At 56.2% G+C, this 26,365-nt stretch carries 25 protein-coding genes and 2 tRNA genes; 5 read left to right on the top strand and 22 right to left on the bottom strand.

Features of this window, described 5'->3' with window-relative positions; translation table 11 throughout:
- Positions 1-51: 51 nt before the first annotated feature.
- Positions 52-1,536, top strand: a complete 1,485-nt coding sequence (locus BMZ67_RS13845; protein WP_092023651.1) for a M48 family metalloprotease — start codon at positions 52-54, stop codon at positions 1,534-1,536.
- A 15-nt stretch (positions 1,537-1,551) separates the two neighbouring features.
- On the opposite strand, the gene nadA is transcribed toward BMZ67_RS13845, so the two are convergent.
- The 15 genes from nadA to BMZ67_RS13770 form a co-directional block, all read right to left on the bottom strand.
- Positions 1,552-2,613 (bottom strand): quinolinate synthase NadA, encoded by a 1,062-nt coding sequence (gene nadA / locus BMZ67_RS13840; RefSeq protein WP_092023649.1) that lies wholly within the window; start codon positions 2,611-2,613, stop codon positions 1,552-1,554.
- Between the two features lie 183 nt (positions 2,614-2,796).
- A tRNA-Lys gene (locus BMZ67_RS13835) sits at positions 2,797-2,872 on the bottom strand.
- An 81-nt stretch (positions 2,873-2,953) separates the two neighbouring features.
- A tRNA-Lys gene (locus BMZ67_RS13830) sits at positions 2,954-3,029 on the bottom strand.
- Between the two features lie 67 nt (positions 3,030-3,096).
- Positions 3,097-3,855 carry a tol-pal system protein YbgF gene (gene ybgF, locus BMZ67_RS13825; RefSeq protein ID WP_092023647.1) on the bottom strand — a complete coding sequence of 253 codons (759 nt, stop codon included), beginning with the start codon at positions 3,853-3,855 and terminating at the stop codon, positions 3,097-3,099.
- A gap of 49 nt (positions 3,856-3,904) precedes the next feature.
- Positions 3,905-4,483: a peptidoglycan-associated lipoprotein Pal gene (pal, locus tag BMZ67_RS13820; RefSeq protein WP_092023645.1), complete on the bottom strand. Its 579-nt coding sequence runs from the start codon at positions 4,481-4,483 to the stop codon at positions 3,905-3,907.
- A 43-nt stretch (positions 4,484-4,526) separates the two neighbouring features.
- Positions 4,527-5,831 carry a Tol-Pal system beta propeller repeat protein TolB gene (gene tolB, locus BMZ67_RS13815; protein ID WP_281246617.1) on the bottom strand — a complete coding sequence of 435 codons (1,305 nt, stop codon included), beginning with the start codon at positions 5,829-5,831 and terminating at the stop codon, positions 4,527-4,529.
- A gap of 47 nt (positions 5,832-5,878) precedes the next feature.
- Entirely contained in the window at positions 5,879-6,862 is a 984-nt protein-coding gene (gene tolA / locus BMZ67_RS13810; RefSeq protein WP_245749984.1) for a cell envelope integrity protein TolA, read from the bottom strand.
- 12 nt (positions 6,863-6,874) lie between these two features.
- Entirely contained in the window at positions 6,875-7,321 is a 447-nt protein-coding gene (gene tolR, locus BMZ67_RS13805) for a protein TolR (RefSeq protein WP_092023643.1), read from the bottom strand.
- 24 nt (positions 7,322-7,345) lie between these two features.
- Positions 7,346-8,038 carry a protein TolQ gene (gene tolQ, locus BMZ67_RS13800; protein ID WP_092023641.1) on the bottom strand — a complete coding sequence of 231 codons (693 nt, stop codon included), beginning with the start codon at positions 8,036-8,038 and terminating at the stop codon, positions 7,346-7,348.
- Positions 8,039-8,041: 3 nt separating this feature from the next.
- The gene (locus BMZ67_RS13795; RefSeq protein ID WP_092023639.1) at positions 8,042-8,503 is read right to left on the bottom strand and encodes a YbgC/FadM family acyl-CoA thioesterase; all 462 of its coding nucleotides are present in this window, start codon (positions 8,501-8,503) and stop codon (positions 8,042-8,044) included.
- Positions 8,496-9,524: a Holliday junction branch migration DNA helicase RuvB gene (gene ruvB / locus BMZ67_RS13790; RefSeq protein ID WP_092023638.1), complete on the bottom strand. Its 1,029-nt coding sequence runs from the start codon at positions 9,522-9,524 to the stop codon at positions 8,496-8,498. The genes BMZ67_RS13795 and ruvB overlap by 8 nt, the downstream gene beginning before the upstream one ends.
- A 152-nt stretch (positions 9,525-9,676) precedes the next feature.
- On the bottom strand, positions 9,677-10,300 hold the full coding sequence (gene ruvA, locus BMZ67_RS13785) for a Holliday junction branch migration protein RuvA (RefSeq protein WP_092023636.1): 624 nt from the start codon (positions 10,298-10,300) through the stop codon (positions 9,677-9,679).
- A 35-nt stretch (positions 10,301-10,335) separates the two neighbouring features.
- Positions 10,336-10,881 (bottom strand): crossover junction endodeoxyribonuclease RuvC, encoded by a 546-nt coding sequence (ruvC, locus tag BMZ67_RS13780; RefSeq protein ID WP_092023634.1) that lies wholly within the window; start codon positions 10,879-10,881, stop codon positions 10,336-10,338.
- Positions 10,882-11,007: 126 nt separating this feature from the next.
- On the bottom strand, positions 11,008-12,819 hold the full coding sequence (gene aspS / locus BMZ67_RS13775; protein WP_092024141.1) for an aspartate--tRNA ligase: 1,812 nt from the start codon (positions 12,817-12,819) through the stop codon (positions 11,008-11,010).
- 39 nt (positions 12,820-12,858) lie between these two features.
- Positions 12,859-13,101, bottom strand: a complete 243-nt coding sequence (locus tag BMZ67_RS13770) for an FmdB family zinc ribbon protein (RefSeq protein ID WP_092023632.1) — start codon at positions 13,099-13,101, stop codon at positions 12,859-12,861.
- Positions 13,102-13,315: 214 nt separating this feature from the next.
- Between BMZ67_RS13770 and fabR the strand changes: the two genes are divergently transcribed.
- The gene (gene fabR / locus BMZ67_RS13765) at positions 13,316-13,936 is read left to right on the top strand and encodes an HTH-type transcriptional repressor FabR (RefSeq protein WP_092023630.1); all 621 of its coding nucleotides are present in this window, start codon (positions 13,316-13,318) and stop codon (positions 13,934-13,936) included.
- A gap of 17 nt (positions 13,937-13,953) precedes the next feature.
- Here fabR and BMZ67_RS13760 read toward each other — a convergent pair whose 3' ends face one another.
- From BMZ67_RS13760 to guaB, 6 genes are all read right to left on the bottom strand, one after another.
- Positions 13,954-14,376: an HIT domain-containing protein gene (locus BMZ67_RS13760; protein WP_092023628.1), complete on the bottom strand. Its 423-nt coding sequence runs from the start codon at positions 14,374-14,376 to the stop codon at positions 13,954-13,956.
- Between the two features lie 20 nt (positions 14,377-14,396).
- On the bottom strand, positions 14,397-15,740 hold the full coding sequence (locus BMZ67_RS13755; RefSeq protein ID WP_092023626.1) for a UDP-glucose dehydrogenase family protein: 1,344 nt from the start codon (positions 15,738-15,740) through the stop codon (positions 14,397-14,399).
- Positions 15,741-15,803: 63 nt separating this feature from the next.
- Complete coding sequence (gene galE, locus BMZ67_RS13750) at positions 15,804-16,790, bottom strand: UDP-glucose 4-epimerase GalE (protein WP_092023624.1); 987 nt, start codon at positions 16,788-16,790, stop codon at positions 15,804-15,806.
- A 38-nt stretch (positions 16,791-16,828) separates the two neighbouring features.
- Positions 16,829-17,326, bottom strand: a complete 498-nt coding sequence (tadA, locus tag BMZ67_RS13745) for a tRNA adenosine(34) deaminase TadA (RefSeq protein WP_092023622.1) — start codon at positions 17,324-17,326, stop codon at positions 16,829-16,831.
- A gap of 9 nt (positions 17,327-17,335) precedes the next feature.
- Positions 17,336-18,913, bottom strand: coding sequence for a glutamine-hydrolyzing GMP synthase (guaA, locus tag BMZ67_RS13740; RefSeq protein ID WP_092023620.1), 1,578 nt, complete (start codon positions 18,911-18,913; stop codon positions 17,336-17,338).
- 64 nt (positions 18,914-18,977) lie between these two features.
- Positions 18,978-20,441, bottom strand: coding sequence for an IMP dehydrogenase (guaB, locus tag BMZ67_RS13735; RefSeq protein ID WP_092023618.1), 1,464 nt, complete (start codon positions 20,439-20,441; stop codon positions 18,978-18,980).
- Between the two features lie 235 nt (positions 20,442-20,676).
- Here guaB and xseA point away from each other — a divergent pair, with 235 nt between their 5' ends.
- From xseA to BMZ67_RS13720, 3 genes are all read left to right on the top strand, one after another.
- A complete protein-coding gene (xseA, locus tag BMZ67_RS13730) occupies positions 20,677-22,026 on the top strand; it encodes an exodeoxyribonuclease VII large subunit (protein WP_092023617.1) in 1,350 nt (449 codons plus the stop codon).
- Between the two features lie 131 nt (positions 22,027-22,157).
- On the top strand, positions 22,158-24,032 hold the full coding sequence (locus BMZ67_RS13725; protein ID WP_092023615.1) for a propionyl-CoA synthetase: 1,875 nt from the start codon (positions 22,158-22,160) through the stop codon (positions 24,030-24,032).
- A gap of 316 nt (positions 24,033-24,348) precedes the next feature.
- Entirely contained in the window at positions 24,349-24,558 is a 210-nt protein-coding gene (locus tag BMZ67_RS13720; RefSeq protein ID WP_091812013.1) for a cold-shock protein, read from the top strand.
- Positions 24,559-24,648: 90 nt separating this feature from the next.
- Here the strand turns inward: BMZ67_RS13720 and leuA are convergent, their stop codons facing one another.
- Positions 24,649-26,343: a 2-isopropylmalate synthase gene (gene leuA / locus BMZ67_RS13715; protein ID WP_092023613.1), complete on the bottom strand. Its 1,695-nt coding sequence runs from the start codon at positions 26,341-26,343 to the stop codon at positions 24,649-24,651.
- Positions 26,344-26,365: the final 22 nt, after the last annotated feature.

Below are 26,365 nucleotides of genomic sequence, written 5' to 3'. Positions count from 1 at the left end.
AATAACCAGCAGCGCCACCCCAAGACCGGCACAGGAACGTTAGCATTCAATATGACCGCCAAGCCCATTCGATCCAGCCAATACCGTCGACTCACCGCCACCGGCCTGCTCTCATGCGCCCTGCTATTCTCCGCAGCCCTTCCGACCGACGCCCAGGAAAGAGATCTACCGACCATTGGCGGCCTTGGAGGGGGATTGATTTCAGAGCAACAGGAAGCGGAAATTGGCCAGCAAGTATTGGCCTACCTCCGCCGCAGCGAAGCCCGCGTAGAGGACCCCCTGGCCGAAGACTACCTGCAATCGCTGATTTTCCGCCTGCTGCCAGCAGTTCCACTAAACGATAAGAACATTCATCTCGTACTCATCGACAGCCCGGAGCTGAATGCCTTTGCCGTTCCCGGCAATATTGTTGGCGTCAACGCCGGGCTTTTTCTGCATGCGAACAGTGAGCAGGCCTTCAGCTCGGTGGTTGCCCACGAACTTGCCCACCTTAGCCAACGCCACTTTGCGCGCCGGCTCGAGCAACAGCAAACGAGCACCCCCATGGCCCTGGCCGGCATGATTGCTGGAATCGTGTTGTCAGCGGTCACCAAATCGGACCTCGGGATAGCCGCCATTGCCGGCACTCAGGCCCTGACTGCCCAGAACATGCTTCAGTACAGCCGCGCTCACGAGAAAGAAGCGGATCGAATTGGCCTCGAAATCATGGTGAACTCCGGCCTCGACCCCAAAGGCATGCCGCAGATGTTCGAAGAAATGATGCGCGAGAACCGGCTACAAGGAAACCAGGTACCGGAATACCTTTCTACCCACCCACTCACTCAGAGCCGCGTATCGGACACATGGGCCCGCGCAGAGCAATACCCAAACCGGCGCACAGAAGACACCCTCGAGTACCACCTCTCTCGGGCTCGCCTCCAAGTACACTACCTGCGTACACCGGAACTTGCGATTGAACACTTTAAGCAACTAACAGCCCAAGCCACCCTCCAGACAAACCCGGCGGCCAGCTATGGGCTGGCTGTAGCACTGCTGTCAGGTGGGCGTGCCGCGGATGCGGAACAACTCCTCCGTGACATGCTGCTACACCAGCCGGGGCGAATCACCTATACAGTTACACTCGCCGAAGCTCTGCTTGCACAGGGCCAATCCGAAGAGGCAAACCAGCTAACACGGCAGGCCCTGACCCGAAACCCTAACAATTTTCCGATCAGCGACATGCTGGCAAGGACTGAACTGGCGATTGGTGATAGCGCGGCGGCCGTCGCAACCCTGAAAAGGCTGACCCGGGAGCAACCAGGAAAAGAAACTCTGTGGCGAAGGCTGGCCGAGGCTGAGGGCCAGGCCAGAAATATTGTTGGCGTTCACCAGGCCCGCGCAGAATATGCCCTCCTGATGGGAGACTACCCTGCCGCACGTAGGCAGCTGCTTCAGGCTCAGGATAAAGAGCCTCCGGGAACCCCAAACTATCAGGCGATCACCGAGCGACTGACCGCACTTGGCAGCCGCGGCGGGACTCAATCAGGCAGTAACTAGGTAGCGCCGGATTAATCAGGCGTTACCCGCTGCCTTCAGATTCATGTCAGCGGTGAAGTCCAACATGCGCTTCAACGGAACCAGTGCGCGCTCACGGAGGCTGTCGTCAACACACACCTCCTGATCCCCCTTCTCCAGCACCGCCAGAAGGTTTTCAAGCCCGTTCATGGCCATCCAGGGGCAGTGAGCGCAACTGCGACACGTCGCCCCGTTACCGGCCGTCGGAGCCTCAATCAGCGTCTTGTTAGGGGCCAGCTGCTGCATTTTGTAGAAAATGCCATTGTCGGTTGCAACAATAAACTGCTCATTTGGCAGAGTCTGCACGGCGTGTATGAGCTGAGAGGTTGACCCAACAACATCGGCCATCTCAACAACGGCATCGGGAGACTCCGGGTGAACCAGTACGGCAGCGTCAGGGTACAGAGCCTTTAGATCCTCAAGACCCCGGTATTTGAACTCCTCATGCACGATGCAGGAACCATCCCAGAGCAACATATCAGCGCCAGTGGTCTTTTTGACGTAATGCCCCAGGTGCTTGTCCGGAGCCCAAAGAACCTTCTCGCCTTTGGCTTCCAGTGCCTCAACAATCGCCTGGGCGCAACTCGACGTAACCACCCAGTCGGCCCGCGCTTTGACTGCCGCCGATGTATTGGCGTAAACCACAACAGTCCTATCGGGGTGCTGATCACAGAACTCAGCAAACTCATCGGCCTGACACCCCACATCCAGCGAACAGGTTGCCTCAAGGGTTGGCATCAGGACACGCTTCTCTGGGTTCAGGATCTTGGCGGTCTCGCCCATAAAACGAACACCGGCAACAACCACCGTGGAGGCCGGGTGCTGATTGCCAAACCGGGCCATCTCCAACGAATCCGCAACGCAACCCCCAGTTTCCTCGGCTAACCGCTGGATATCCGGGTCGGTGTAGTAATGAGCAACCAGAACAGCGTCCTGAGCTTTCAAGGCTTCACGAATTTTTACTTCCAGACGCTGCTTTTCCTCGCCGCTGAGCGCCTTTGGCTCAGCCGCATGGGCCAAGTGTTCCTGTACCAGTATTCTGTCTTCAGATCGTGTCATAGCCTATATCTCGAGTTAAGCTTTCCTCGGCCCAGTATACCACTGACCAACAATTCACGTGCCCTTCATGAAAGCCTGGTATTTCTATCACTTCGAGCCCAAGCGTATGGTTTAAAAGGCAAAAAAAAAGAGCCCGAAGGCTCTTTTTTCCGATCCGCCATGGGCATGCCATGCGAATCCTGTTGGTGGGTCGTGAAGGATTCGAACCTTCGACCAATTGGTTAAAAGCCAACTGCTCTACCAACTGAGCTAACGACCCGTAACAGGTTGGACAACATCAGGCAGCTGCCTGATATCGCCCGAACTATACTGCGGCTCAGATTCGCAGAAAGTCCTAATTTGGTGGGTCGTGAAGGATTCGAACCTTCGACCAATTGGTTAAAAGCCAACTGCTCTACCAACTGAGCTAACGACCCAAGCGAGGCGCATATAGTACTGATATTTTTGCGCCGTTCAACCCCTTTTTCGGGAAAATTTTAGTTTTTATTCAGTGGCCAAAAATTTCCGGGCCAACTCTGCCGCACCAGACTCCGGGTAGCTGCGAATGACTGCATCCATTTGTTGCCGCGCTTCTTCAGCATCCCCCATTTTATCCAGGGTGATACCCAGCTTGTAGGCCGCATCAGGGGCTTTTCGGTGATCGGCAAAACGGCTGGCGACAATGGTAAACGCCTGCTTAGCTTGTTCCAGCTGAGGCTTGACCAGATAAACCTCCCCCAACCAATAATAGGCGTTCACCGTGAGGTCCCCTTCCGGGTATTGGCCAATGAAGTCATACAACTTCCCGATGGCCGCGTCGTAGTCCTTTTGCTCTCGGATCAACGACTGGATCTGCTGGTACGCCTGCTGTTCTTCCGCCGACGGAGCGCGGTAGTCGCGAGGCTCGGGGCGCGATGCAGCCGGTACGTCGACATCCGAGGCAGCAGCGGCGGCTTCGCCAGGACCTGGCTCACTGATTTTTTCATTCAACCCCAGGATACGCTGGTCCAGATCAATATAACGGCTTCTGGACTGCTGGGATAATCGGTCCAACTGGTTACGCTGTTCCTCAAGCTCACCCCGCAACTGCCGAACTTCACGCTGGAGCTGCTCCAGCATGTAGAACAGCTCTGCGTTTGCCTGGCTTGCACCGGCATTCTGCTGAGCCTGAGAGCGACTATCCTGGTAGGCAGGTGTTGCAGATTGCGCCAACGCACTACCGCAAAGCGATAGTGCGACGGACGCCATGAGTATCTTTCTCATGGGATTTCCTGTCAGCATTGACTTTCAGTCGTACTATTAAAACAGTACCTTACTTGAAAATCAGCTCAACGCGACGGTTTTGTGCCCAAGTACCATCACCTGAACCCATAACCGCAGGCTTCTCTTCACCATAGCTTACAGTCTGGATCTGGTTACGGTTGGCACCGTTAACGACCAGGAAACGCTGAACCGCACTGGCACGACGCTCACCCAGAGCCAGGTTGTATTCCTTGGTGCCACGCTCATCTGCATGACCTTCCAGACGCACTTGCTGGCCCGGATTCGCTTGCAGGAACTTGGCATGCGCAATCAACACATCACGAGCTGCTGGTTTGATTTCGGAGGTGTCGAAGTCAAAGTAGAAGGTTGTGATGGCGCGCTGGGCCGCTTCAGCTGCTTGCTCTGCAGCAATTCGCGCTTGCTCGCGCTCGGCTTCAGTCAGGCCGCCACCGGAAATGCCAGAATCATCGCCGCCACCGTAGACGGTGCCACCAGCCTGATCGACAGCAGACACATCCGAACCGTAGGCATCCCCTCCTTCCGTCGTGTCACCGGTAGAGCTACAGCCAGCAACCAGACCCAGAGACACTACCATGGCGAATGCCTTAGTCTTCATAGAGATGCTCATTTTTTCTTCCTTCTGTTTTCGTTGATTATCATACATTTTGATATTACCGAACTATTGGCGACCAAGCGGGTTCGCGCACATCGCCTTCAGACGCTGGCAAAGTGTAACTGGAACCACCTTCTGATGTGATTACAGTCAGTACACTTCTTCCATTTTGCTTGGTGGCATAGATCAGCATCCGACCATTTGGAGACACACTGGGGGACTCATCCAGCAATGTCCGGGTCAGCACGGTTTCCTCACCGCTTTCGAGGTTGGTCCTGGCGATATGAAACGCGCCTTCGCGCTGGTGGACATAGTAAACGTATGCCCCGTCGTCACTGGGCCTCGGCCTTGCGTTGTAGCGGCTACCGAACGTGATTCGACGCGGTTCCGTCCCTTCACGCTCCATGTAATAGATCTGCGGCCCACCCGACCGGTCAGAGGTAAAGAAAACCCCCCGGCCGTCGGCGCCCCAGCTTCCTTCCGTATCAATCGACCAATGCGTTGTCAGCCGGGTCAACGACCGACTCGCTATGTCCATTTTGTATATTTCCGCGTTGCCGTCCTTCGACAGCGTCAACAGCAGCGAGCGGCCATCCGGCGACCAGGCCGGTGCGGAGTTCAAGCCGGGGAAATCGGCTATCGCCGTGCGCTGGCCAGAGGCAAGCTCATGGATATAAACCACTGGCTTACCCGTTTCAAAAGACACATACGCGAGCTTGCGGCCATCGGGAGACCATGCAGGAGAAAGGATTGGTTCGCGGCTCTCCAGGCGAACCCTGGCCCGCTTGCCATCCACATCACTCACCTGCAGCTTGTAAAGCGGCTGACCGTTATCGGACTGCAGAGTCACGTAAGCCAGGCGTGTTGAAAAGGCCCCAGGCACGCCGGTAATCGCTTCATATACTTTATCGCTGATGTAATGCGCGAGAGAGCGCGCACTGCTCACCGGGGCGCCGGCAGTCTCGCCCAGAATGCGCTCCTGACTGGCCACATCAAACACTTCGAAGCGGGTATTGAGACGATCACCCACCCTCGTGACCTCACCAATAACCAGATAGCGTTGCCCCAGAAGTCGCCAGTCACGGTAATACACATCATCACCGCGTGATGGCAAGCTAAGCATCTTGGCAGGAGAAAGTGTGCTGAATTCACCACTCATGGTCAGGTCGGATCGGACAATATCACTAAACCGTTCACCCTCGGGCATAACACCCGTTTCCTTAAAAGGAACAACGGCCACCGGGATTGCACTTTCAACCCCTTCACTGATCGTAATCATCAGTTCAGCCTGAGCGTGCAAAGACGCCAGAGAGAGTACCAGTGCAGCCAGCCATCGCTTGGCACCAGAAATTGCTGCTTTCAAACTGCGACTGCACGGTCGGTCATTCATGTCCAAAAACATAATGTTTCTCACCTTAACTCCCTGGGCGTGAATCTGATGGTGAACTGCCGAAAATGCCGTTCGAAGGTATCGCGATCCCGAGGCACCGGATAAATGCCTACTGACCTGGCCGCACTCAGAGCCGAATTATCAAAGGCAGCGTTCCCACTACTCCGAACCAGCTGCACATCCGATAATTCACCGGTGGGCAATAGCGTGATTTGCAACCTGGCCTCCATCGTCTCAGTCGCTGAGGGCGGCTTGTACCAGGCCCGGCTTAGCTTATCTTTGATCAGTGCAAGGAAGCGATCCTTCTCGCTGGCCATCTGAGCTTCACGAACGCGGGCAGCTTCCGCCGCAGCCGCCCGCTGGCGGGCAGCTTCAGCCTGGTCCCGAGCCGCTTGCTCGGCAATCGCCTCTAATTGTTGTTCCCGGAGCCTGCGCTCAGCCTCAAGGCGGCGAGCCTCGGCTTCCGCTCTGGCTTGCTCCTGCTCAGCCTGACGCTGACGCTCTGCTTCCTGGGCCCGACGACGCTCTTCTTCCGCCCGGCGGGCCGCTTCCTGTTCTCGCTGTCGCTCTTCGTCAGCCCGCTGCCTCGCCAACGCCTGGGCTTCAGCCTCAGCCTTCCGTCGCGCCGCTTCTTCAGCCTCGGCCTGCCGCTGACGCTCACGTTCAGCAGCAGCGCGACGCTCCTGCTCTTCCTGCTGTGCCTGCTGGCGACGCCTTTCGTCCTCAGCCGCCTGTCTCGCAGCCTCTTGCCGGCGCTGCTCTTCCTCGCGCCGACGCTCCGCTGCCGGGTCTGGCTGCGGAGGCTGGGGAGCCTGTACCTCTGGCTGCTGAAGCACCAGGGTTGCCGAAATACTGCGCGGGGTTTCTTCGTGAACCGGTGACGACCACTTCCAGCCTACGAGTACAACAATCAGCAGTATTCCGTGCAACACCACCGAAAAGGCAATTGGAGACTTCCAGGGTTCCTGGCCGGCACCGGTGTAATCACGTTCCTTACCTGTCACAGGTCATTCGCCTCAGCTGTCCTGATCCGGAGCTTCTGTGATCAGCCCCACACTGCTCGCTCCGGCAGACTGAAGTTCCGCCATCAAGCGGACAACCCGGCCGTATTCGACATGCTGATCGCCGCGCACCAAAACCTGGCGATCGCTACGCTCAGACAATATTTTCGCCACCTGATCACGCACTTCCGGCAGCGTCATCGGATCGCTGCCCCGATCCCCAACTTCGAGGTAATAGGCGCCGGTTGAGTCCACGGTAACAATAATCGACTCCACATCCTTCTGGGCCTGGATGGGGTCAGACGTGGTTTCAGGTAGCTCAACCTTGACCCCCTGGGTCAACATCGGCGCCGTCACCATAAAGATCACCAGCAGCACCAGCATGACGTCGATGTACGGCACCACGTTGATCTCCGACATCGGCTTACGCCGATTGGAGGGCATCATTCCCATGCCTTTCATGTTCGACCTCCCCAGTGCCCAGGATTACCCACGTGCTTGGCTTTCATTACTGTGAACCCGGCGGTGCAAAATGCTCGAAAACTCTTCGGCGAAGGTTTCATAGTTTTTCAGCAAGGCATCAGACTTGGCAGCAAAGCGGTTGTAGGCGATAACGGCAGGGATTGCCGCGAATAGCCCCATGGCCGTCGCAATCAACGCCTCCGATATCCCCGGCGCGACCGTTGCCAGCGTGGCCTGTTGAACCTGGGCGAGCCCACGGAATGAGTTCATGATGCCCCACACAGTCCCAAACAGGCCGACATAAGGACTGGTGGAACCAACCGTAGCCAAGAACGGCAAATGGTGCTCCAGGCGCTCTTGCTCTCTCGAAAAGGCCACGCGCATCGCACGCTGGGCCCCTTCCATCACCGCATCTGCATCACGGCTTTGCTGACGAAGGCGAGAAAACTCCTTGAACCCAGAACGGAACACTGCCTCCATACCTGAGAACGGCGTCGGATTCGCATTCACATCCCGGTATAGCTGCCCAAGATCCATTCCAGACCAAAACTGTTCTTCAAACGCCAGTTGTGCTTTTTTGGCTTTGTTGAATACTTGCAGCCGTTGATAGATCAACGCCCAGGACGCCACAGAGGCAGCCATCAACAACAGCATAACCAACTGGACCAGCGGGCCCGCATTGGCAATCAGCGACCATACAGAAAGTTCTGATTCCACGATTTACTCCTGGCGTGTTCCAGTAACAGGGTTTTGGTTTGAATAATTCTTTAACAGTTCAGCCAGATTATCCGGCAGACGCCGGGGCCGCCCGGAGTCGAATGCGATACAGGCAACCCTGACGCTGGCTTCCGCAAACAATTGGCGGTCGTGCCGCCCCAGCACCTGCTGACGGAAGTCCATCCAGACCCGGCCATAGCCCACTGGCTCGGCAGTTACCAGCACTTCATCATCCAATCGCGCCGGCGCGGCGTAGTGAATACTAAGCTTTTGCACCACGTAACTGACATTGTCCGCGAGGCCATCCCGCAAACCGACGCCATGAGTACGCACCCATTCGGTTCTGGCCCGCTCCATATAGTGCAAATACTTGGCATGAAAAACGATACCACCGGCATCGGTATCTTCGATATAGACCCTTAGCGGTAGTTCGAAAATCCTATTGGCACCCGTATTATCAATCAAGGGCCCCCTCCTGAGTGGCGCCTGGTGGCGTCACCCCAAAGTGCAGATAAGCATGAGAGGTGACCATTCGCCCCCTGGGAGTACGGACCATGAACCCCTGCTGAATCAGGAACGGCTCAATAACGTCTTCAATGGTTCCCCGCTCCTCACTGATCGCAGCGGCAAGACTTTCCACACCCACCGGCCCACCGTCGAATTTTTCGATCATGGCCAGCAACAAGCGCCGGTCCATATGGTCGAACCCTTCGCTGTCCACCTTCAGCATATTAAGCGCGGCATCCGATACCTCAGCGCTGATATGGCCATTGTGGCGAACTTCCGCATAGTCCCTCACCCGCCGCAGCAAACGATTAGCGATTCGGGGGGTGCCCCTGGACCGGCGGGCAATTTCGAATGCACCGTTTTCATCGATCTGGACGCCAGACAAACGCGCTGATCGCTGAATAATACTGGTGAGATCCTGGGTATTGTAGAACTCGAGCCGTTGCACGATACCGAAACGGTCCCGCAAGGGAGACGTCAGCAACCCTGCCCGGGTGGTCGCACCCACCAGGGTAAACGGCGGCAGGTCCAGTTTAATAGAGCGTGCAGCCGGCCCTTCGCCGATCATGATGTCGAGCTGATAATCCTCCATCGCGGGATAAAGGACTTCTTCCACCGCAGCATTAAGGCGATGGATCTCGTCAATAAACAGCACATCCCCTTCTTCAAGGTTTGTGAGCATGGCGGCAAGGTCACCGGCTTTTTCCAGCACCGGCCCGGACGTCGTCTTGATGGCCACGCCCATTTCGTTGGCAATGATATTGGCCAGCGTTGTCTTGCCCAGGCCTGGCGGACCGAAGATCAGGACATGGTCGAGCGCCTCTTCGCGGCGACGGGCGGCGGAAATAAAAATGTCCATCTGCTCGCGAACCGCTGGCTGACCAACGTAATCATTGAGCAGCGTCGGGCGTATGGCGCGGTCATGGACCTCTTCATGGAGGCCGCCTTGTGCGGAAATCAGACGATCGGATTCAATCATGTGCCTGCCAGTTGTGTTGGGACTCAGCCCGGCACTGGATGCTGTGGGCCAAACCTTTGGTCCTTATTGTACAAACGCCTCAATGGCTGTCACGTTACGCTCTATACAGATTCCGAGGAACTTTCGCTCAAAAAGTCAGTGCGTTAGAGTCCTTATCGACCTGCAGGGATCATGCTTTTCAGCGCTTGACGGATAAGATCCTCGCGACTCATGCCCTCCTCCGCCACTTTGCCAACCACCTTACTGGCCTCCTGGGGCTTGTACCCAAGTGCGATCAGTGCCGACTCGGCCTCTTCAATCGCACTGTCCGCAGCGATGGGAGCTTCCGCGCCTTTCATGAAAGCGTCCGCCCCAACCGCAAACTGGCTTTCAAGTTGCCCGATGCGATCAGCCATTTCGATCAGCAATCGCTCAGCGGTCTTTTTACCAACTCCCGGCAACTTAACCAGGGAATTTGCATCCCGCGTTTCTACACACCGGATAAACTGGTTGGCATCAAGCCCTGAAAGAATAGCCAACGCCAGCTTGGGCCCAACACCGTTAACTTTGATCAACAAACGGAACAGGTCCCGGTCCAGCTTCGCTGAAAAGCCGTAAAGACTCTGCGCATCTTCGCGGACAGCAAAATGGGTGTGAAGGGTAACTTCTACCCCCACCTCCGGAAGATGGAAAAAGGTTGTGAAGGGAATATCGACTTCGTAACCGAGGCCGGCACTTTCCACCAACGCCTGGGCCGGTGACTTTTCTATCAATACGCCTCGAATACGTCCAATCAACGAAACTCTCCTCAAACCTTATGATCGTTAGGCCGTCAGCGGATTCGACCGCCACGAACCTTGCCACGAGCACCGGCGCCCGACTGCGGTGACCCCGCGCCGACCCGGACTACACTCTGGCTCATGTGAGCATGGCACATGGCAATGGCCAAGGCGTCAGCGGCATCCGCCTGCGGCTTTCGCGACAAACCTAGAATGGCCTGCACCATATGCTGAACCTGAGATTTCTCTGCACTCCCCCGCCCCACCACGGCCTGCTTGACCTGACGAGCGGAGTACTCAAAGACCGGCAAGCCGCTGTTTGCCGCACTAACAATGGCAGCGCCACGGGCTTGGCCAAGCTTCAATGCCGAATCTGGATTACGAGCCATGAACACCTGCTCAATGGCAAATTCGTCGGGACGGTATTCGCCAATCAGTGTCGCAAGACTGTGGAAGATGGTCTGGAGCCTTTCTGCAAGCGGCTTTTCGCCAAGACGAATGCACCCGCTATCAAGGTACTCCAGCTGACGCCCCTGGGTTCGGATAATGCCATACCCGGTAATTCGGGAACCGGGGTCCACACCAAGAATAATGGCCACAAACTCTCCTGGTCTGAAAACTGGCTAAACAGCCAGTCGGCACTTTGCCTCCGCCCGTCAGGATGGAGCGAAACCTGACGGATGGGGGCTTGGGCTCGCCGTGGCGAGCCCTATCTCAGGCCAATATCAGCCTTCAGCGTTCTCTGTACTTTCGGCCTTGGCATCTTCCGCCTTGGCAGCCGGCTTACGCAGACGAATGTTTAGCTCCTTGAGCTGCTTATCGTCAACGATACCCGGTGCCCGGGTCATCAGGCAGGTTGCGCTCTGGGTTTTCGGGAACGCAATAACGTCACGAATGGACGCTGCACCGGTCATCAACATGATCAGACGATCGAGGCCGAACGCCAACCCACCGTGCGGCGGGCAGCCAAACTTGAGCGCATCCAACAGGAAGCCGAACTTGCTTCGGGCCTCTTCATGATTGATGCCCAAGATGCGGAATACCGTCTCCTGCATGCTTTCGTCATGGATACGAATCGATCCGCCGCCCAGCTCTGTTCCATTCAATACCATGTCATAGGCCCGGGACAGTGCAGTCGCCGGTGACGCTTCCAGCTCTTCCGGAGAGCAAGACGGAGCGGTGAACGGATGGTGAATAGCCGTCAGGCCACCATCCGGCGTTTCTTCAAACATCGGGAAGTCCACCACCCACATTGGCGCCCACTCACTGGTGAGCATGTTGAGGTCGTGGCCCACTCTGATTCGCAGTGCGCCAAGGGCTTCGTTAACGACGGTCCGGCTGTCCGCGCCAAAGAACACGATATCGCCATCCTCAGCGGCAACACGCTCGATAACGGCCAGCGCAACGTCGTCACCCAGGAATTTGACGATTGGAGACTGAAGCCCTTCAGCTCCTTTGCTCAGATCGTTCACCTTGATGTAAGCCAGCCCCTTGGCGCCATAGATGCCAACAAACTTGGTGTACTCATCAATCTGCTTACGGGTGAGTTCGCCACCCTGAGGTACACGCAGTGCCGCCACACGCCCTTTCGGATCTTTGGCCGGACCAGCAAACACCTTGAAGTCAACGCCTTCAACCAGATCAGCAACATCAATCAGTTCCAACGGAATCCGTAGGTCTGGTTTGTCGCTACCATAGCGGCGCATCGCCTCTTCGTAGGGCATGCGTGGGAACGCCGGCAATTCAACCTTCAGCAGGTCTTTGAACAGCTCACGAATCATGCCTTCGGTGATCGACATCAGGTCTTCTTCGTTTACAAAGGAGGCCTCCATGTCGATCTGGGTAAACTCCGGCTGACGATCTGCGCGCAGATCCTCGTCGCGGAAGCACTTGGCGATCTGGTAGTAGCGATCCATACCAGACACCATCAGCATCTGTTTGAACAGCTGTGGAGACTGCGGCAGCGCAAAGAAAGAACCGTTATGGGTACGGCTCGGTACCAGGTAGTCTCGGGCCCCTTCCGGTGTCGCACGGGTCAAAATCGGGGTTTCAACGTCCATGAATTCGTTGCGATCCAGGTAGTTACGAATGTAACTGGTTACCTTGGAGCGGAAGCGAAGACGGTTCAGCATTTCCGGACGACGCAGGTCGATAAAACGGTAGCGCAGGCGAACGTCCTCACCCACATCAACGTGCTCATCCAGAGGGAACGGAGGCGTTACAGCGGCGTTTAGGATAGTCAGCTGCTTACCCAACAGTTCCACCTGACCGGTGGGCATATTGTCATTTTCGGTGCCGGCAGGACGACGACGGACACGACCGGTAACCTGGATAACAAACTCACTGCGAACCTTTTCCGCCAGTGAAAAGCTTTCCGGGGTATCGGGGTCGAATACGACCTGGGAAATACCGTCCCGATCACGCAGATCAAGGAAAATAACACCACCGTGATCCCGACGACGATGAACCCAACCACACAGGGTTACATCCTGATCAATATGAGACTCGTTGATTCCACCGCAATAATGACTGCGCATACCCATTCCCATTAATTTCAATGTGCGTAAATTGTTGGTTCAGCCTGCGGCTGATTCTGAAGGAGATGACTTGCTGTTATCCGCCAGGTTCTTCTTGCTACCGGTTTTGAAATCGGTTTCATACCAGCCGGAGCCCGCAAGCCGAAAACCTGCTGCCGATATCCTCTTACGGAAAGAGGGTTCACTGCAGGTCGGACAATCCTTCAATGGCGCATCGCTCATTTTCTGGATCACGTCCTTTTCGAAACCACAGGCGTCACAGACGTATTCATAAATTGGCATCGTGTATACCCTGACAACAAATCAGACCCGCTAAATGAGTCTCAACTCAACTCCGCAGGAAAAGCGGGACATTATAAACACAATGCCCCTGAAAATCAGGCTTCGTTTTCAGCGATGAGCGCTCAGTCAAACGCCAATACGTACTCAAAGATGACGGTTGCGGAGTCAGGGGCTAGAATAGCCAGCTTTCGCACTTTCTGACTGGAGAACGCGAGTGTCATCCCGAGCTGAACAAAAACTCCGAACACGGCGAGCATTGATGGACGCGGCCCTGGCCCAACTCAGTGCCGACCGAGGTTTTGGCAGCCTCAGCCTGAGGGAAGTCGCTCGTGAAGCCGGCATTGCGCCAACGTCGTTTTACCGCCACTTTTCGGAACTGGATGAATTAGGACTGGCCCTCGTTGATGAGGGTGGCGTAGCCCTGCGTCAATTAATGCGCCAGGCCCGCAAGCGTATCGCGCGGAATGGAAGCGCCATCAGCACCTCCGTCGATACGTTTATGGAATATCTTGGCAACAACGCCAACCTGTTCCGGTTGATGTTGCGGGAGCGGACCGGTGTTTCGAAACCTTTCCGAACGGCCATTCGCGCCGAAATCGACCACTTTGTCACAGAATTGGCAGATGACCTAAGCCGCTTTGCCGACGAGGAGGGGCGTCTACTTTCAGACCCCAGAATAGTCGCTGAAGCCATGGTCACGCTGGTGTTTAATCAGGGGGCGGAGGCACTGGACTGCACCCCCAAAGAGCGGGACATCCTCAAAACAAAGCTGAAACAGGAACTGCGGATGATCCTGGTGGGCTCACAAACCCTGGCGAGTATGAGCCAGAACTAGGCAGCCCTCCGAGGAGATCAACGAACCGACAACAGCCGGTCAACAACCGGTTTGAGCTCGTCCAGCTTTTGCGCAAGCTGATCCGTACTATAGGGAACCGGAGCCTGCTTTCCCCAAACGGGGCCCGGCCACGCCGGGTCGCCCTCAAACCGAACAATATGGTGCAGGTGCAGCTGGGGCACCATGTTACCGAGGACACCGATATTAAGCTTATCGCCCCCGAACAGCGCCATAAGGCCCTGCCCCAACGCTGACGATTCCTTCAACAACTGCACCTGATCAGCATCAGGGAGCTCATAGATTTCCCTTATGCCTTCTCTGCGCGGCACCAGCACCACCCACGGCCAGGCCGAATCGTTCATCAGCAACACTTCACACAAATCGGTGCTACCGATCTGAACGGTGTCTGCCTGCAACCTTTCGTGAAGCTGGAACCCCATTGTCACTTACTCCCTGTCTTTCAGCCCGCCCGGAACTGGTTATGGCCACGACCAATGGCGTAGTAGATCAGGCCATGACGATCCAGCATTTCCGGTTCGTACAGGTTACGACCATCAAACACCACTGGTTCGCTGAGGACAGCAGCAATACTGGCAAAGTCTGGCGAACGGAATTCCTTCCATTCGGTACAGATAACCAGAACATCCGCGCCTTTGAGCGCCTGCTCTTTGGTGCCACTCAGTGCCAGCCCTTCCTGGTCACCATAGATACGCTGGGTTTCTGCCATCGCCTCTGGGTCGAAAGCCTGGACCTTGGCACCGGCCTTCCATAGAGACTCCATCAAGGTACGGGATGATGCTTCCCGCATGTCATCGGTATTCGGCTTGAACGCCAGTCCCCACAGGGCAATCACTTTTCCTTCGAGATTTCCCTGGAAATAGTGACTGATCTTATCGAACAACACGTGCTTCTGGGCCAGGTTCACGTCCTCGACCGCGTTCAGCAGTTTTGCATCATAGTCACAGCTCCGTGCGGTACGAGCCAACGCCTGGACATCCTTCGGAAAACAGGAACCACCATAGCCACAACCGGGATAAATGAAATGATAGCCAATGCGCGGGTCCGACCCGATACCACGCCGGACCGCCTCAATGTCTGCCCCCAGGCGCTCGGACAGGTTGGCGATTTCATTCATAAAACTGATCTTGGTGGCGAGCATCGCGTTGGCCGCGTACTTGGTCAGCTCCGCTGACCGGATGTCCATGAAGATCATCCGATCATGATTGCGGTTGAACGGGTAGTAGGTTTCCCGCAGCAACTCCCGAGCACGCTCGCTATCAGTACCCACGACAATCCGGTCCGGTTTCATGAAATCACTGATTGCGGCACCTTCCTTGAGGAATTCGGGGTTGGACACCACGTCAAACTCAAGCTCCAGACCGCGCTTATCGAGTTCGGAGCGAACCGCGGCACTCACCTTGTCGCCAGTGCCAACCGGCACTGTAGACTTGTCGACAACCACCCGATAGTCATCCATGCACTGCCCGATAGTCCGAGCAACCGCCGTCACATACTGCAAGTCTGCCGATCCGTCTTCGTCTGGCGGCGTACCCACTGCGATGAACTGGATCAAGCCGTGACGAACAGCCTCTTCAGGATCTGTTGTGAAAGAGAGCCGGCCCGCTTCAACGTTATGCTTAACAATCGGCTCCAGCCCGGGCTCATAGATGGGGATATGGCCATTGCGCAGCTTTTCGATCTTGCCGTGGTCAACATCCATGCAGATCACGTCGTGCCCCACGTCCGCGAGGCAGGCACCGGTAACCAGACCTACGTACCCTGTACCAAAAATCGTTATCTTCATTTCTTGGATCCCAATCTATTCAAATATTCGGTCGGTTAACACCGACGCAAAGGAAGCTGGCGATCAGGAGCTCTTCCTGGCCTGCCATATCTTTTCCCAGTTCAGAGCTGTCTGCACGATCGTTTCAAGATCGTCATGATCCGGCGCCCAGCCGAGCACTTTTGAGATACGCCGGTTATCAGCCATCAACGCCGCCGGGTCTCCAGCTCGTCGCCCGGTTTCCTGCACAGGGAATTCAACACCTGACAACCGCTGAACCACATCAATAACTTCGCGCACGGTAAACCCGCGCCCGTAGCCACAATTAAGAACATCCGACTTGCCGCCATCCGCCATGTAATCCAACGCCATGACGTGGGCCTTGGCCAGGTCCTCGACATGGATATAGTCGCGAATACAGGTTCCATCCCGTGTCTCGTAGTCCGTGCCAAACACACTCATACCTTCTCGCGCACCGGTAACGCACTCACAAGCAACCTTGATCAGGTGCGTTGCTTCCGGCGTTGCCTGCCCCAGCAGCCCCTCCGGATTAGCCCCTGCGACATTGAAATAACGCAGGATGACATACTTGAGGCTGGTGGCGGCCGCCAAGTCCATAATCATCCGTTCGCTCATCATTTTCGAGGCGCCATAGGGGTTAATCGGCGCGAGCGGCAGGTCTTCCGTCAGCACTGTCTGCTCCGGCATACCATAGACAGCGGCCGTTGACGAAAACACCATATAGGGGATCTGGTGGCGGTCGATCGCCTTTAAGAGATTGAGGGTATTACGGGTGTTGTTGCTGTAGTACTTCAGGGGGTTGGTGACCGATTCGGGCACCACAATATTCGCAGCGAAATGGAGCACAGCCTGAAACTGATGCGCCTGAAAGACCGCTTCCAGGGCATCCTCATCGGCCAGATCACCAACAATCAGCTCACCACAGGTGACGGCCCAGCGATAACCGGTCGATAAATTGTCAAAGACAACCACATCATGGCCAGCAGCCCCAAGCTGCCGAACCACGTGACTTCCAATGTACCCGGCTCCACCGGTGACCAATACTTTCATGGTGTGATCTCACTCCTTCCCTGAACCACTGTTTCTAATTAGGCGTCAGCCTGGCACTGGCGTCGTCGCCGATGCTCGACCCGGCGCCTGGCAAAAAATGCCGTAATTTCATGACTACAGTCAGCTTCAAGAACGCCGCCTGCAGCTTCTACCCGCCAATTCACCGAAGCATCTTCGAGGGCTCGCCGGGTAGACTCGATAGCGCCCGCTTTCGGCTCAGTCGCACCATACACCACCCGCGATACCCGGCTGTGTACAATTGCGCCAGCACACATACCACAAGGCTCAAGGGTCACATAAAGCGTCGCACCAGAAAGCCGGTAATTGCCCACTCTCGCCGCTGCATCCCTCAAGGCCCGAATTTCTGCATGCGCCGTGGGATCACAACCGCTGATTGGTGAATTGTAGCCAGCGCCAATCTCCTTGCCATCCCGAACGACCACGGCGCCAACCGGTACTTCTCCCGCTGCGGCCGCCAGCCTCGCTAACTCCAGCGCCCGGGCCATCCAGGCCCGGTCATCGGACTCACCCACCATAAAGAAAGTTTATTCCCACTCGATCGTGGCAGGCGGCTTGGACGACACGTCGTAGGTGACGCGGGAAATTCCGGAAATCTCGTTGATGACCCGGTTGGAAACAGTTTCCAGCAAGTCATACGGCAAGTGAGCCCAACGCGCGGTCATGAAATCCACCGTTTCGACGGCCCGAAGCGCAACAACGTATTCATAGCGACGAGCATCACCGACCACACCTACCGACTTCACCGGCAAGAAAACCGCGAAGGCCTGGCTGGTTTTGTGGTAGTAATCGGCACGGTGCAGCTCTTCAAGGAAAATCGCATCGGCCCGACGCAGGATATCGGCGTACTCTTTCTTGACCTCACCGAGAATCCGAACACCCAGACCAGGCCCCGGGAATGGATGACGGTAAACCATATCGTATGGCAGGCCGAGCTCCAGACCAATTTTACGGACCTCATCCTTGAACAGCTCCCGCAGCGGCTCCACCAGCTTGAGCTTCATGGTCTCGGGTAGGCCACCTACATTGTGGTGAGACTTGATGACGTGGGCTTTACCGGTTTTTGCTGCAGCGGACTCAATCACGTCGGGGTAGATGGTGCCTTGCGCCAGCCAGTTAACGTCGGTAATCCGGGCTGCTTCTTCATCGAACACTTCGATAAAGGTGTTACCAATGATCTTACGCTTCTGCTCTGGATCCTGAACACCGGTCAGACGAGAAAGGAACAGGTCTTCGGCGTCTGCCTTGATAACCTTCACGCCCATATTCCGGGCAAACATGTCCATCACCTGCTCGCCTTCGTTCAGGCGCAACAGACCGTTATCAACGAACACACACGTCAGCTGATCACCAATGGCCTTATGCAGGAGCGCGGCGGTAACCGAGGAATCCACCCCTCCGGACAGCCCCAGCAGAACTTTGTCGCCGCCAACCTGGGCGCGAATTTGCTCAACGGCATCATCGACAATCTTCGCCGGTGTCCACAGTGGCTCGCACTGACAGATATCAAGGGCAAAATGCTCCAGCAGGCGTTTACCTTGCAGGGTGTGCGTTACTTCCGGGTGGAACTGAACACCGTACAGGTTGCGACTGACATCCTGCATGGCCGCAATCGGCGCGCTTTCTGTGGAGGCCAGCAGCTCAAACCCTTCAGGCATAACCACGACCTTGTCGCCGTGGCTCATCCAGACATCCAGCAACGACTCGCCGTTCGGACCAACGTGGTCCGTGATGTCTCTGAGTAGCGGCCCTTCGGCACGAACCTTCACCTGCGCGTAGCCAAACTCTCGCTTGTCGGAGCTGGCAACCTTGCCGCCCAGCTGTTCCGCCATGGTCTGCATGCCGTAACAGATACCCAAGACCGGAATACCCCGCTCAAACAGCCCCTCTGGAGCCCTCGGCCCACCCAACTGAGTAACCGACTCGGGGCCACCGGCCAATACGATCCCCTTGGGATTGAACTCGGCAAGTTCATCGTCGCTAATATCGAATGCACGGATTTCACAGTAGACACCGATTTCACGGACACGGCGCGCAATCAGCTGGGTGTATTGGGAGCCAAAATCAAGAATCAGGATGCGGTGGTCATGGATGTTCTGAGCCATGTGTTCCTCAAGTCAAAAAGTAGATGGCCTGACCCGGAAATGGGTCAGGCCAAAGCAGGTTGGCTTAGCCGACGCGGTAGTTAGGCGCCTCTTTCGTAATGGTCACATCATGGACGTGACTCTCACGCATGCCAGCACTGGTGATACGGACAAACTGGGGCTCGGTTCGCATAATTTCCAGGGTCGCGCTTCCGGTATAGCCCATGGACGCACGGAGGCCGCCCATCAGCTGGTGCACGATATTGCGCATCGGACCTTTGCACGCCACACGACCTTCAATGCCCTCTGGAACCAGCTTTTCAACACCTTCGCTTGCGTCCTGGAAGTAGCGATCACTGGAGCCCTGCCCCATCGCCCCGAGAGATCCCATGCCGCGGTAAGCTTTGTAGCTCCGCCCCTGGAACAGCTCAACTTCACCCGGCGCCTCGTCAGTACCAGCCAACAGGCTACCGACCATGACGCAGTAAGCCCCAGCAGCGATGGCCTTGGAAATATCGCCGGAGAAGCGAACACCACCATCAGCGATCAGCGGAATACCGCGCTCTTTAAGCGCTGCCGCTACATTTGAAACCGCGGTAATCTGAGGAACACCAATGCCCGCGACGATACGGGTGGTGCAGATGGAACCCGGGCCAATACCTACCTTCACTGCGTCAGCACCGGCATCAGCCAATGCAATGGCCGCTTCGGCTGTCGCGATGTTGCCGCCGATAACCTGAACCGAAGGGAAGCTCTGCTTCACCCAGCGAACTCGGTCAATAACACCTTTTGAATGACCGTGAGCGGTATCCACCACAATCACATCAACACCAGCGTCAACCAGTGCCGCCACACGGGCCTCTGTATCGCCGCCCGTACCCACAGCAGCACCAACGCGCAGTTGGCCGTGCTCGTCTTTACACGCCAGCGGGTAGTCTTTGGCCTTCTGGATGTCTTTGACCGTGATCAGCCCACGCAACTCGAAGTCGTCGTTAACCACGAGCACTTTTTCAATCCGGTTCTTGTGAAGCAGTTCCTTCACTTCATCCAGATCGGCGCCTTCCTTTACGGTGACCAACTTGTCTTTCGGCGTCATGATCTCGGAGACCGGCGTATCCATACGGCTCTCAAACCGGATATCGCGACCGGTAACAATGCCGACCAGATCCTTGCCATCAACAACCGGCAAACCGGAGATGTTGTTGGCGGAGGTAATGTCCACCAGCTCCCGAACCGTTGTCGCGGGTGTTACCGTGATGGGGTCCTTGACCACGCCGCTTTCAAACTTCTTAACCTTGCGAACCGCCGCAGCCTGTTGCTCCACGGTCATGTTTTTGTGCATGATGCCAATACCGCCTTCCTGAGCCATGGCAATGGCAAGATCAGCTTCGGTCACGGTATCCATGGCAGCGGAGACCAATGGAATATTCAGGGAAATTTCCTTGGTCAGCTGGGTTTTCAGGCTGACATCTTTGGGCAGAACTTCAGAATGTCCGGGGATGAGCAGGACATCATCAAATGTGAGGGCTTCTTCGGCAATTCGCAGCATTGGGACCCGCCTTTTGAACATGCTAAGTTGAGGATTTGCCCGAACGCCGGAACGTTATTTCCGGTGGCCGTTACAAAGCAAATACCTTAATCGGGCGATTATAAATTAGGTCACTGACAACAGTAAACCGCACCAATACAGGCTCGGGATTGCATCTTTTTGAATTTTGGCTATTTTTGGTGCCCCATATTTTCGGCAATCACCTACGTGTAACTGGCCTAACCTGAAGGAATCCATGGATAATTTCGACTATCCCGCCCGTCCCAGAGCGCTCACCGTCAGCGAGCTGAACCACCAGGTCCGCCATCTGCTGGAAACCAGCTTTATGCAGGCATGGATCGAAGGTGAGCTGTCCAGCTTCTCCCGCCCATCCTCAGGGCACTGGTATTTCACCCTCAAGGACAGCAAATGTCAGGTCCGGTGCGCGATGTTCCGGGGCTTCAACCAGCGCATTCAGCCAATCCCCCGCGAGGGCGACCTGGTTCGAATTCGCGGCAAGGTAAGCCTTTACGAAAATCGAGGGGACTTCCAGATCATCGCGGAACACATGGAGCCTGCCGGACTCGGGGCGCTTCAGCAGGCCTTTGAGGCCCTCAAGGTAAAGCTTGGGCAAGAAGGATTATTCGCCCCTGAGCGAAAGAGGCCCATCCCCTTTCCTCCTCGGCACATTGGCGTTGTCACGTCACCAACGGGCGCAGCGATTCATGACATCCTGAGCGTACTGGCCCGGCGATGCCCTGCGGTTCCGGTAACCCTGTATCCCACGGCTGTTCAAGGCCAGGCCGCCACGACAGACATTGTTAACGCCATTACGCTGGCACAGCACCACAACAAAGCGGACGTTTTGATCATTGGTCGCGGGGGCGGCTCACTGGAAGATCTCTGGTGTTTCAATGAAGAAGCAGTGGCCCGCGCCATTGCCCAGTGCGCTATCCCAACGGTCAGCGCCGTGGGCCATGAGATCGACGTAACCATTGCCGACTTCGTGGCCGACCTTAGGGCACCCACTCCCTCAGCCGCTGCCGAAAAAGTGTCTCCCGACCAAAGCGAATGGTTGCGCCGACTGGCGGATCAGGAAGTCAGGCTGCGGCAGGCTGCTACACGCCATACCCAGCGCCTGCAGAACCAGTTGCAGCACCTGGCCGCACGATTAAGAGACCCCCGGCGTGAGCTGCAGGAAAAAGCCCAACGCCTGGACGACCTTGAGATCAGGCTCCTGACGACCATCCGACAGCGCCAGGATGCCAACCGCCTGGACAATCAGCAGGCCCGCTTGCTCGCCCAGTCGCCCAACCGCCTACTCAAAACCCGCATGAGCGAGATCGAGCAGCTTACAACCAAGCTCCACCAGGGCGTTCGCCGGGTTTTACGCCAACACCAGGAGCGCTTTACCCACGCGGCCCAAACCCTTCATGTCGTCAGCCCCCTCGCGACGCTCGACCGGGGTTACGCCATCCTCCAGGACAGTGAAGGCACCATTATTCGCCAGGTTTCCCAATTAAACCCCGGGGACCAGATCCGCGCCCGAGTCGCGGAAGGCAGCGTCACCGCGACTGTCACCAACACAACCCCAAACCCGTCCTGAAGGCTACGGGGGCGGCGCCTTTGGCGCTGCCTTAGCCTTTGGTCTACTGGTTCCCCGCCTCAAACCACATAAAGTCTGTCATCAGCCTATCAGGAAAATAATGACAACAAACATTGAGTTGAGGTGGACGAATGACCTACCACGCCGAATTCAAGCGCTCTATCGACCAGCCAGAAGCGTTCTGGGGTAAACAGGCCGATGCAATCGACTGGATCCAGCCCCCGAAAATCATGTGGGAAAAGCTCGATAACGGTCATGGCAACTGGTTCCCGGACGGCACGTTGAATACCTGCGACATTGCTCTCGACGCCAACATTCGAGCTGGCCGGGGCGAACAGAACGCCCTGATCTATGATTCTCCGGTAACCGGCACCCAGCAGTCGTTCACCTATCTCGAGCTTCGCGATCAGGTCGCCATATTTGCGGGTGCAATGCGCGCCCAGGGCATCACCAAAGGTGACCGCGTCATCATATACATGCCCATGATTCCGCAAGCGGTCATTGCCATGCTCGCATGTGCCCGCATTGGCGCCATACATTCCGTTGTGTTTGGTGGCTTTGCGGCCCATGAACTGGCAGTGCGAATCGACGACGCCAAACCGAAAGCCATCATTACGGCCTCCTGCGGCATTGAAGTGAACCGAGTCATCGAATATAAGCCACTGGTGGACGATGCCATCAAAGAGGCTGAGCACAAACCCGAGTGCTGCATTCTGTTCCAGCGCCCAGAAGCCAAGGCAAGCCTGGTAGCCGGGCGCGACCTGGAGTGGAATGCGTTCGTCGCCAACGCTGAAGCCGTCGACCCGGTCCCGGTCAAGTCGACAGATCCGCTGTACATCCTCTATACCTCAGGAACGACGGGCAAGCCCAAGGGCGTGGTGAGAGACAACGGCGGTCATGCGGTGGCCATACGCTACAGCATGTCCCTGGTTTATGACGCCAGCCCCGGTGATGTTTTCTGGGCCGCCTCAGACGTGGGCTGGGTAGTCGGTCACAGCTACATCGTTTACGGCCCGCTGTTTACCGGCTGCACCACCATCCTGTACGAAGGCAAGCCGGTCCGCACACCCGACGCTGGCGCATTCTGGCGGGTCTGTGAAGATCACAAGGTCAACATCCTGTTTACCGCCCCCACCGCCTTCCGGGCCGTGCGCAAGGAAGACCCCGAAGCCGATCAACTCCACCGCTACGACATCGGCTCGCTCAAACGTATTTATCTCGCCGGAGAGCGGCTCGACCCGCCAACCTACGAATGGCTGCGGGAACACACAAGCCTGCCCGTACTCGACCACTGGTGGCAAACAGAAACTGGCTGGGCCATCTGCTGCAACCCCACCGGCATTGACATGGTACAGACCAAGCCTGGGTCGGCGACATTCCCATCTCCCGGCTTTAACGTTCAAGTGCTGGACCCGGAAGGTATTCCCGTGGCCGCTGGCGAACAGGGCGATGTCGCGATCAAGCTGCCCTTACCTCCTGGGTGCCTGAGCACAGTATGGGGTGACGACGCCCGCTTCCAAAACACCTATCTGGCACCGATTCCTGGCTATTACAGCTCAGGGGATGGGGGCTACATTGATGAAGATGGCTACGTGTTTATCATGGGCCGAACCGACGATGTCATAAATGTGGCCGGACACCGCCTGTCAACCGGAGAAATGGAAGAGATCATCGCATCCCATCCAGCCGTCGCGGAGTGCTGCGTGATCGGTGCCAACGACGAGTTAAAAGGCCAGGTTCCACTGGGGTTGGTGCTGATCAAGGATGGCGCCACTATCTCTGAGACCGAGCTGGAAGAGGAATTGGTTGATATGGTCCGGGAACGCATTGGCGCCATCGCGTGCTTCCGCCAGGCGATTATCGTCGACCGTTTGCCAAAAACCCGCTCTGGAAAGATTCTCAGGCGAGTCATTCGGCAGATTGCAGACGGCCAGCAATATTCCGTGCCAAGCACCATTGATGACCCGGCAATTCTTGAGGAAATCAGCCAGCATTTCACCAGCTAACCCTGCCGAGCATATTGGATCGGGGCGCCTAAAACGCCCAGATCCAATACCGGCCGGGAATATTACAAGGTGTTGTTTTCTATCTGTAAAAATTGGTGATCAAAGCCCCAAAAAATGCGTTGACGACCCTCAAACAGGGTCTATACTGAATTTGCTGTGAAAAGACAGCGGTATTAAGTGGTTGTGTTCCAACGTCCTGCTCGCCAGCTTTCGTTGCTCCATCCTCGGTACTCTCTGGATTTCTCAGCACTGGCTGTTCCGTCAGGAATAGCGTAGGTCCCGTGAGGGTACAACTTCAGAAATACAGGAAATATCGATGTCTGATACTAAAACTGGCCACGTTAAGTGGTTCAACGAGTCGAAAGGCTTTGGCTTCATCGCTCAGGAAGGCGGTAGTGACGTATTCGTTCATTACAGTGCAATCAACTCATCCGGTTTCCGTACCCTGACCGAAGGTCAGCAGGTACAGTTCACCGTGACCCAGGGTCCGAAAGGTCCTCAGGCAGAAAACGTAACCCCGGTCTAAGGTTATGTTCTCACTCTGCCCCCTGCCCCTCACGGGCTGTGGTATTTAAAAGCCGGCGTAAGCCGGCTTTTTATTGTCTCCATCCTCGAGTCAGGAAACCAACGCTTCCGCTGCTTCGTCGGCTTCATTACCAACGTGTCCGACCTGTTCCAATTTTGAGACAGCCGTCAACAACGCCTGAACGGTAGCTGATGCGGTATCTTCTGCCAGCGCCGCCGCACTGCTCACCTGCTCTCCGGAAACAACCCGAATGCATGCCAGCGCGTTGGCTGCAGTGCCTTCCCCTAAAGCGAACTCATCATAAGCCTCTACGGCGACAGACACACCCAGCTGCCGGCCGAGCCCTTGGACAACAGCCTCAACCACACCAAGCCCCTGCCCGGAAAGTACCGTACCTTTTTCGCCAACACGAACTTCAGCATGAACCCCCTGGTCATCACGATGGAAATCGTATGACGTCAATTCCCAGTCCCGCTGAACATCCAGGTAGTGTGTCCTGAAAAGCTCGTGGATGGCATCCGGTCCCATTTCTCCGCCGTTACGTTCGGCCTCCCGCTGAACCAGCTTGCTGAATTCAATCTGCAGCCAACGCGGAAGACTGATGCCGTAATCCCGCTCCAACACATAGGCCACTCCGCCCTTCCCGGACTGACTGTTGATGCGAACCACTTCCTCATAGCGCCGTCCCAAATCACTGGGATCGATTGGCAAATAGGCAACATTCCAGGCCCGCCCCGGCTCCCGCTGGGCGAGACACTTCCGTATTGCGTCCTGGTGGCTGCCAGAGAACGCGGTAAACACAAGCTCCCCGGCATAGGGATGGCGTGGATGGGTCTGGATTTCGGTACAGGCTTCTACAACATCGGCAATTTCAGCCATACCAGACAAATCGAGCTCTGGGTCGATACCCTGGGAATAGAGGTTCATGGCCATGGTCACCAAATCCATGTTGCCCGTACGTTCGCCATTCCCCATCAGGGTACCTTCAACCCGGTCAGCCCCTGCCATTACCGCCAACTCCGCAGCAGCCACCGCGCAACCACGGTCGTTATGGGTATGGACACTGATACTGATATGCTCGCGGTACCGAATATGGTCACAGATCCACTCCACCTGATCAGCAAACACATTGGGTGTGGCCATCTCGACGGTCGCCGGCAGGTTAATGACCACCTTTTGCCCGTTATCCGGACGCCAGACGTCGTTTACGGCGTCAATCACCTCAGCCGCAAAGTCCAGCTCGGTCCCGGTAAAACTTTCCGGGGAGTACTCAAACGTCCAATCCGTATCCGGGAAGCCTCGGGCAATGTCCCTGACCAGCGTTGCCCCGTTGACGGCGATCTCTCGAATCCCCGCTCGATCCATGCCGAACACCTGCTGCCGCTGAACCGTAGAGGTGGAGTTGTATACATGCACCACCGCACGACTCACACCCTTCAAAGCTTCGAATGTTCGCTCGATCAGTTCCTCACGGGCCTGGGTCAAAACCTGAATGGTCACACCCTCGGGAATGCGCTGCTCTTCAATCAACTTGCGGCAAAAATCAAAATCGGGCTGACTGGCCGCCGGAAAACCAATTTCAATTTCTTTAAAACCAAGCTTCACCAACAGATCAAACATTCTCTGTTTCTGAGCAACCGTCATCGGCTTAACGAGAGCCTGATTGCCATCTCTCAGGTCAACCGCACACCAAGTCGGTGCCTTTTCGATAACCTGGTCAGGCCAGCGCCGGTTTGTTTTTTTGATGGGGGGAAACGCAACGTACTTGCTGTGATCGAAAGACATTTGAGCACTTCCTTCTGAAGGA

The organism is Marinobacter zhejiangensis, assembly GCF_900114775.1.
In the GTDB taxonomy this organism is placed as follows: domain Bacteria; phylum Pseudomonadota; class Gammaproteobacteria; order Pseudomonadales; family Oleiphilaceae; genus Marinobacter; species Marinobacter zhejiangensis.
This window is presented reverse-complemented; position numbering and strand designations above follow the sequence as displayed.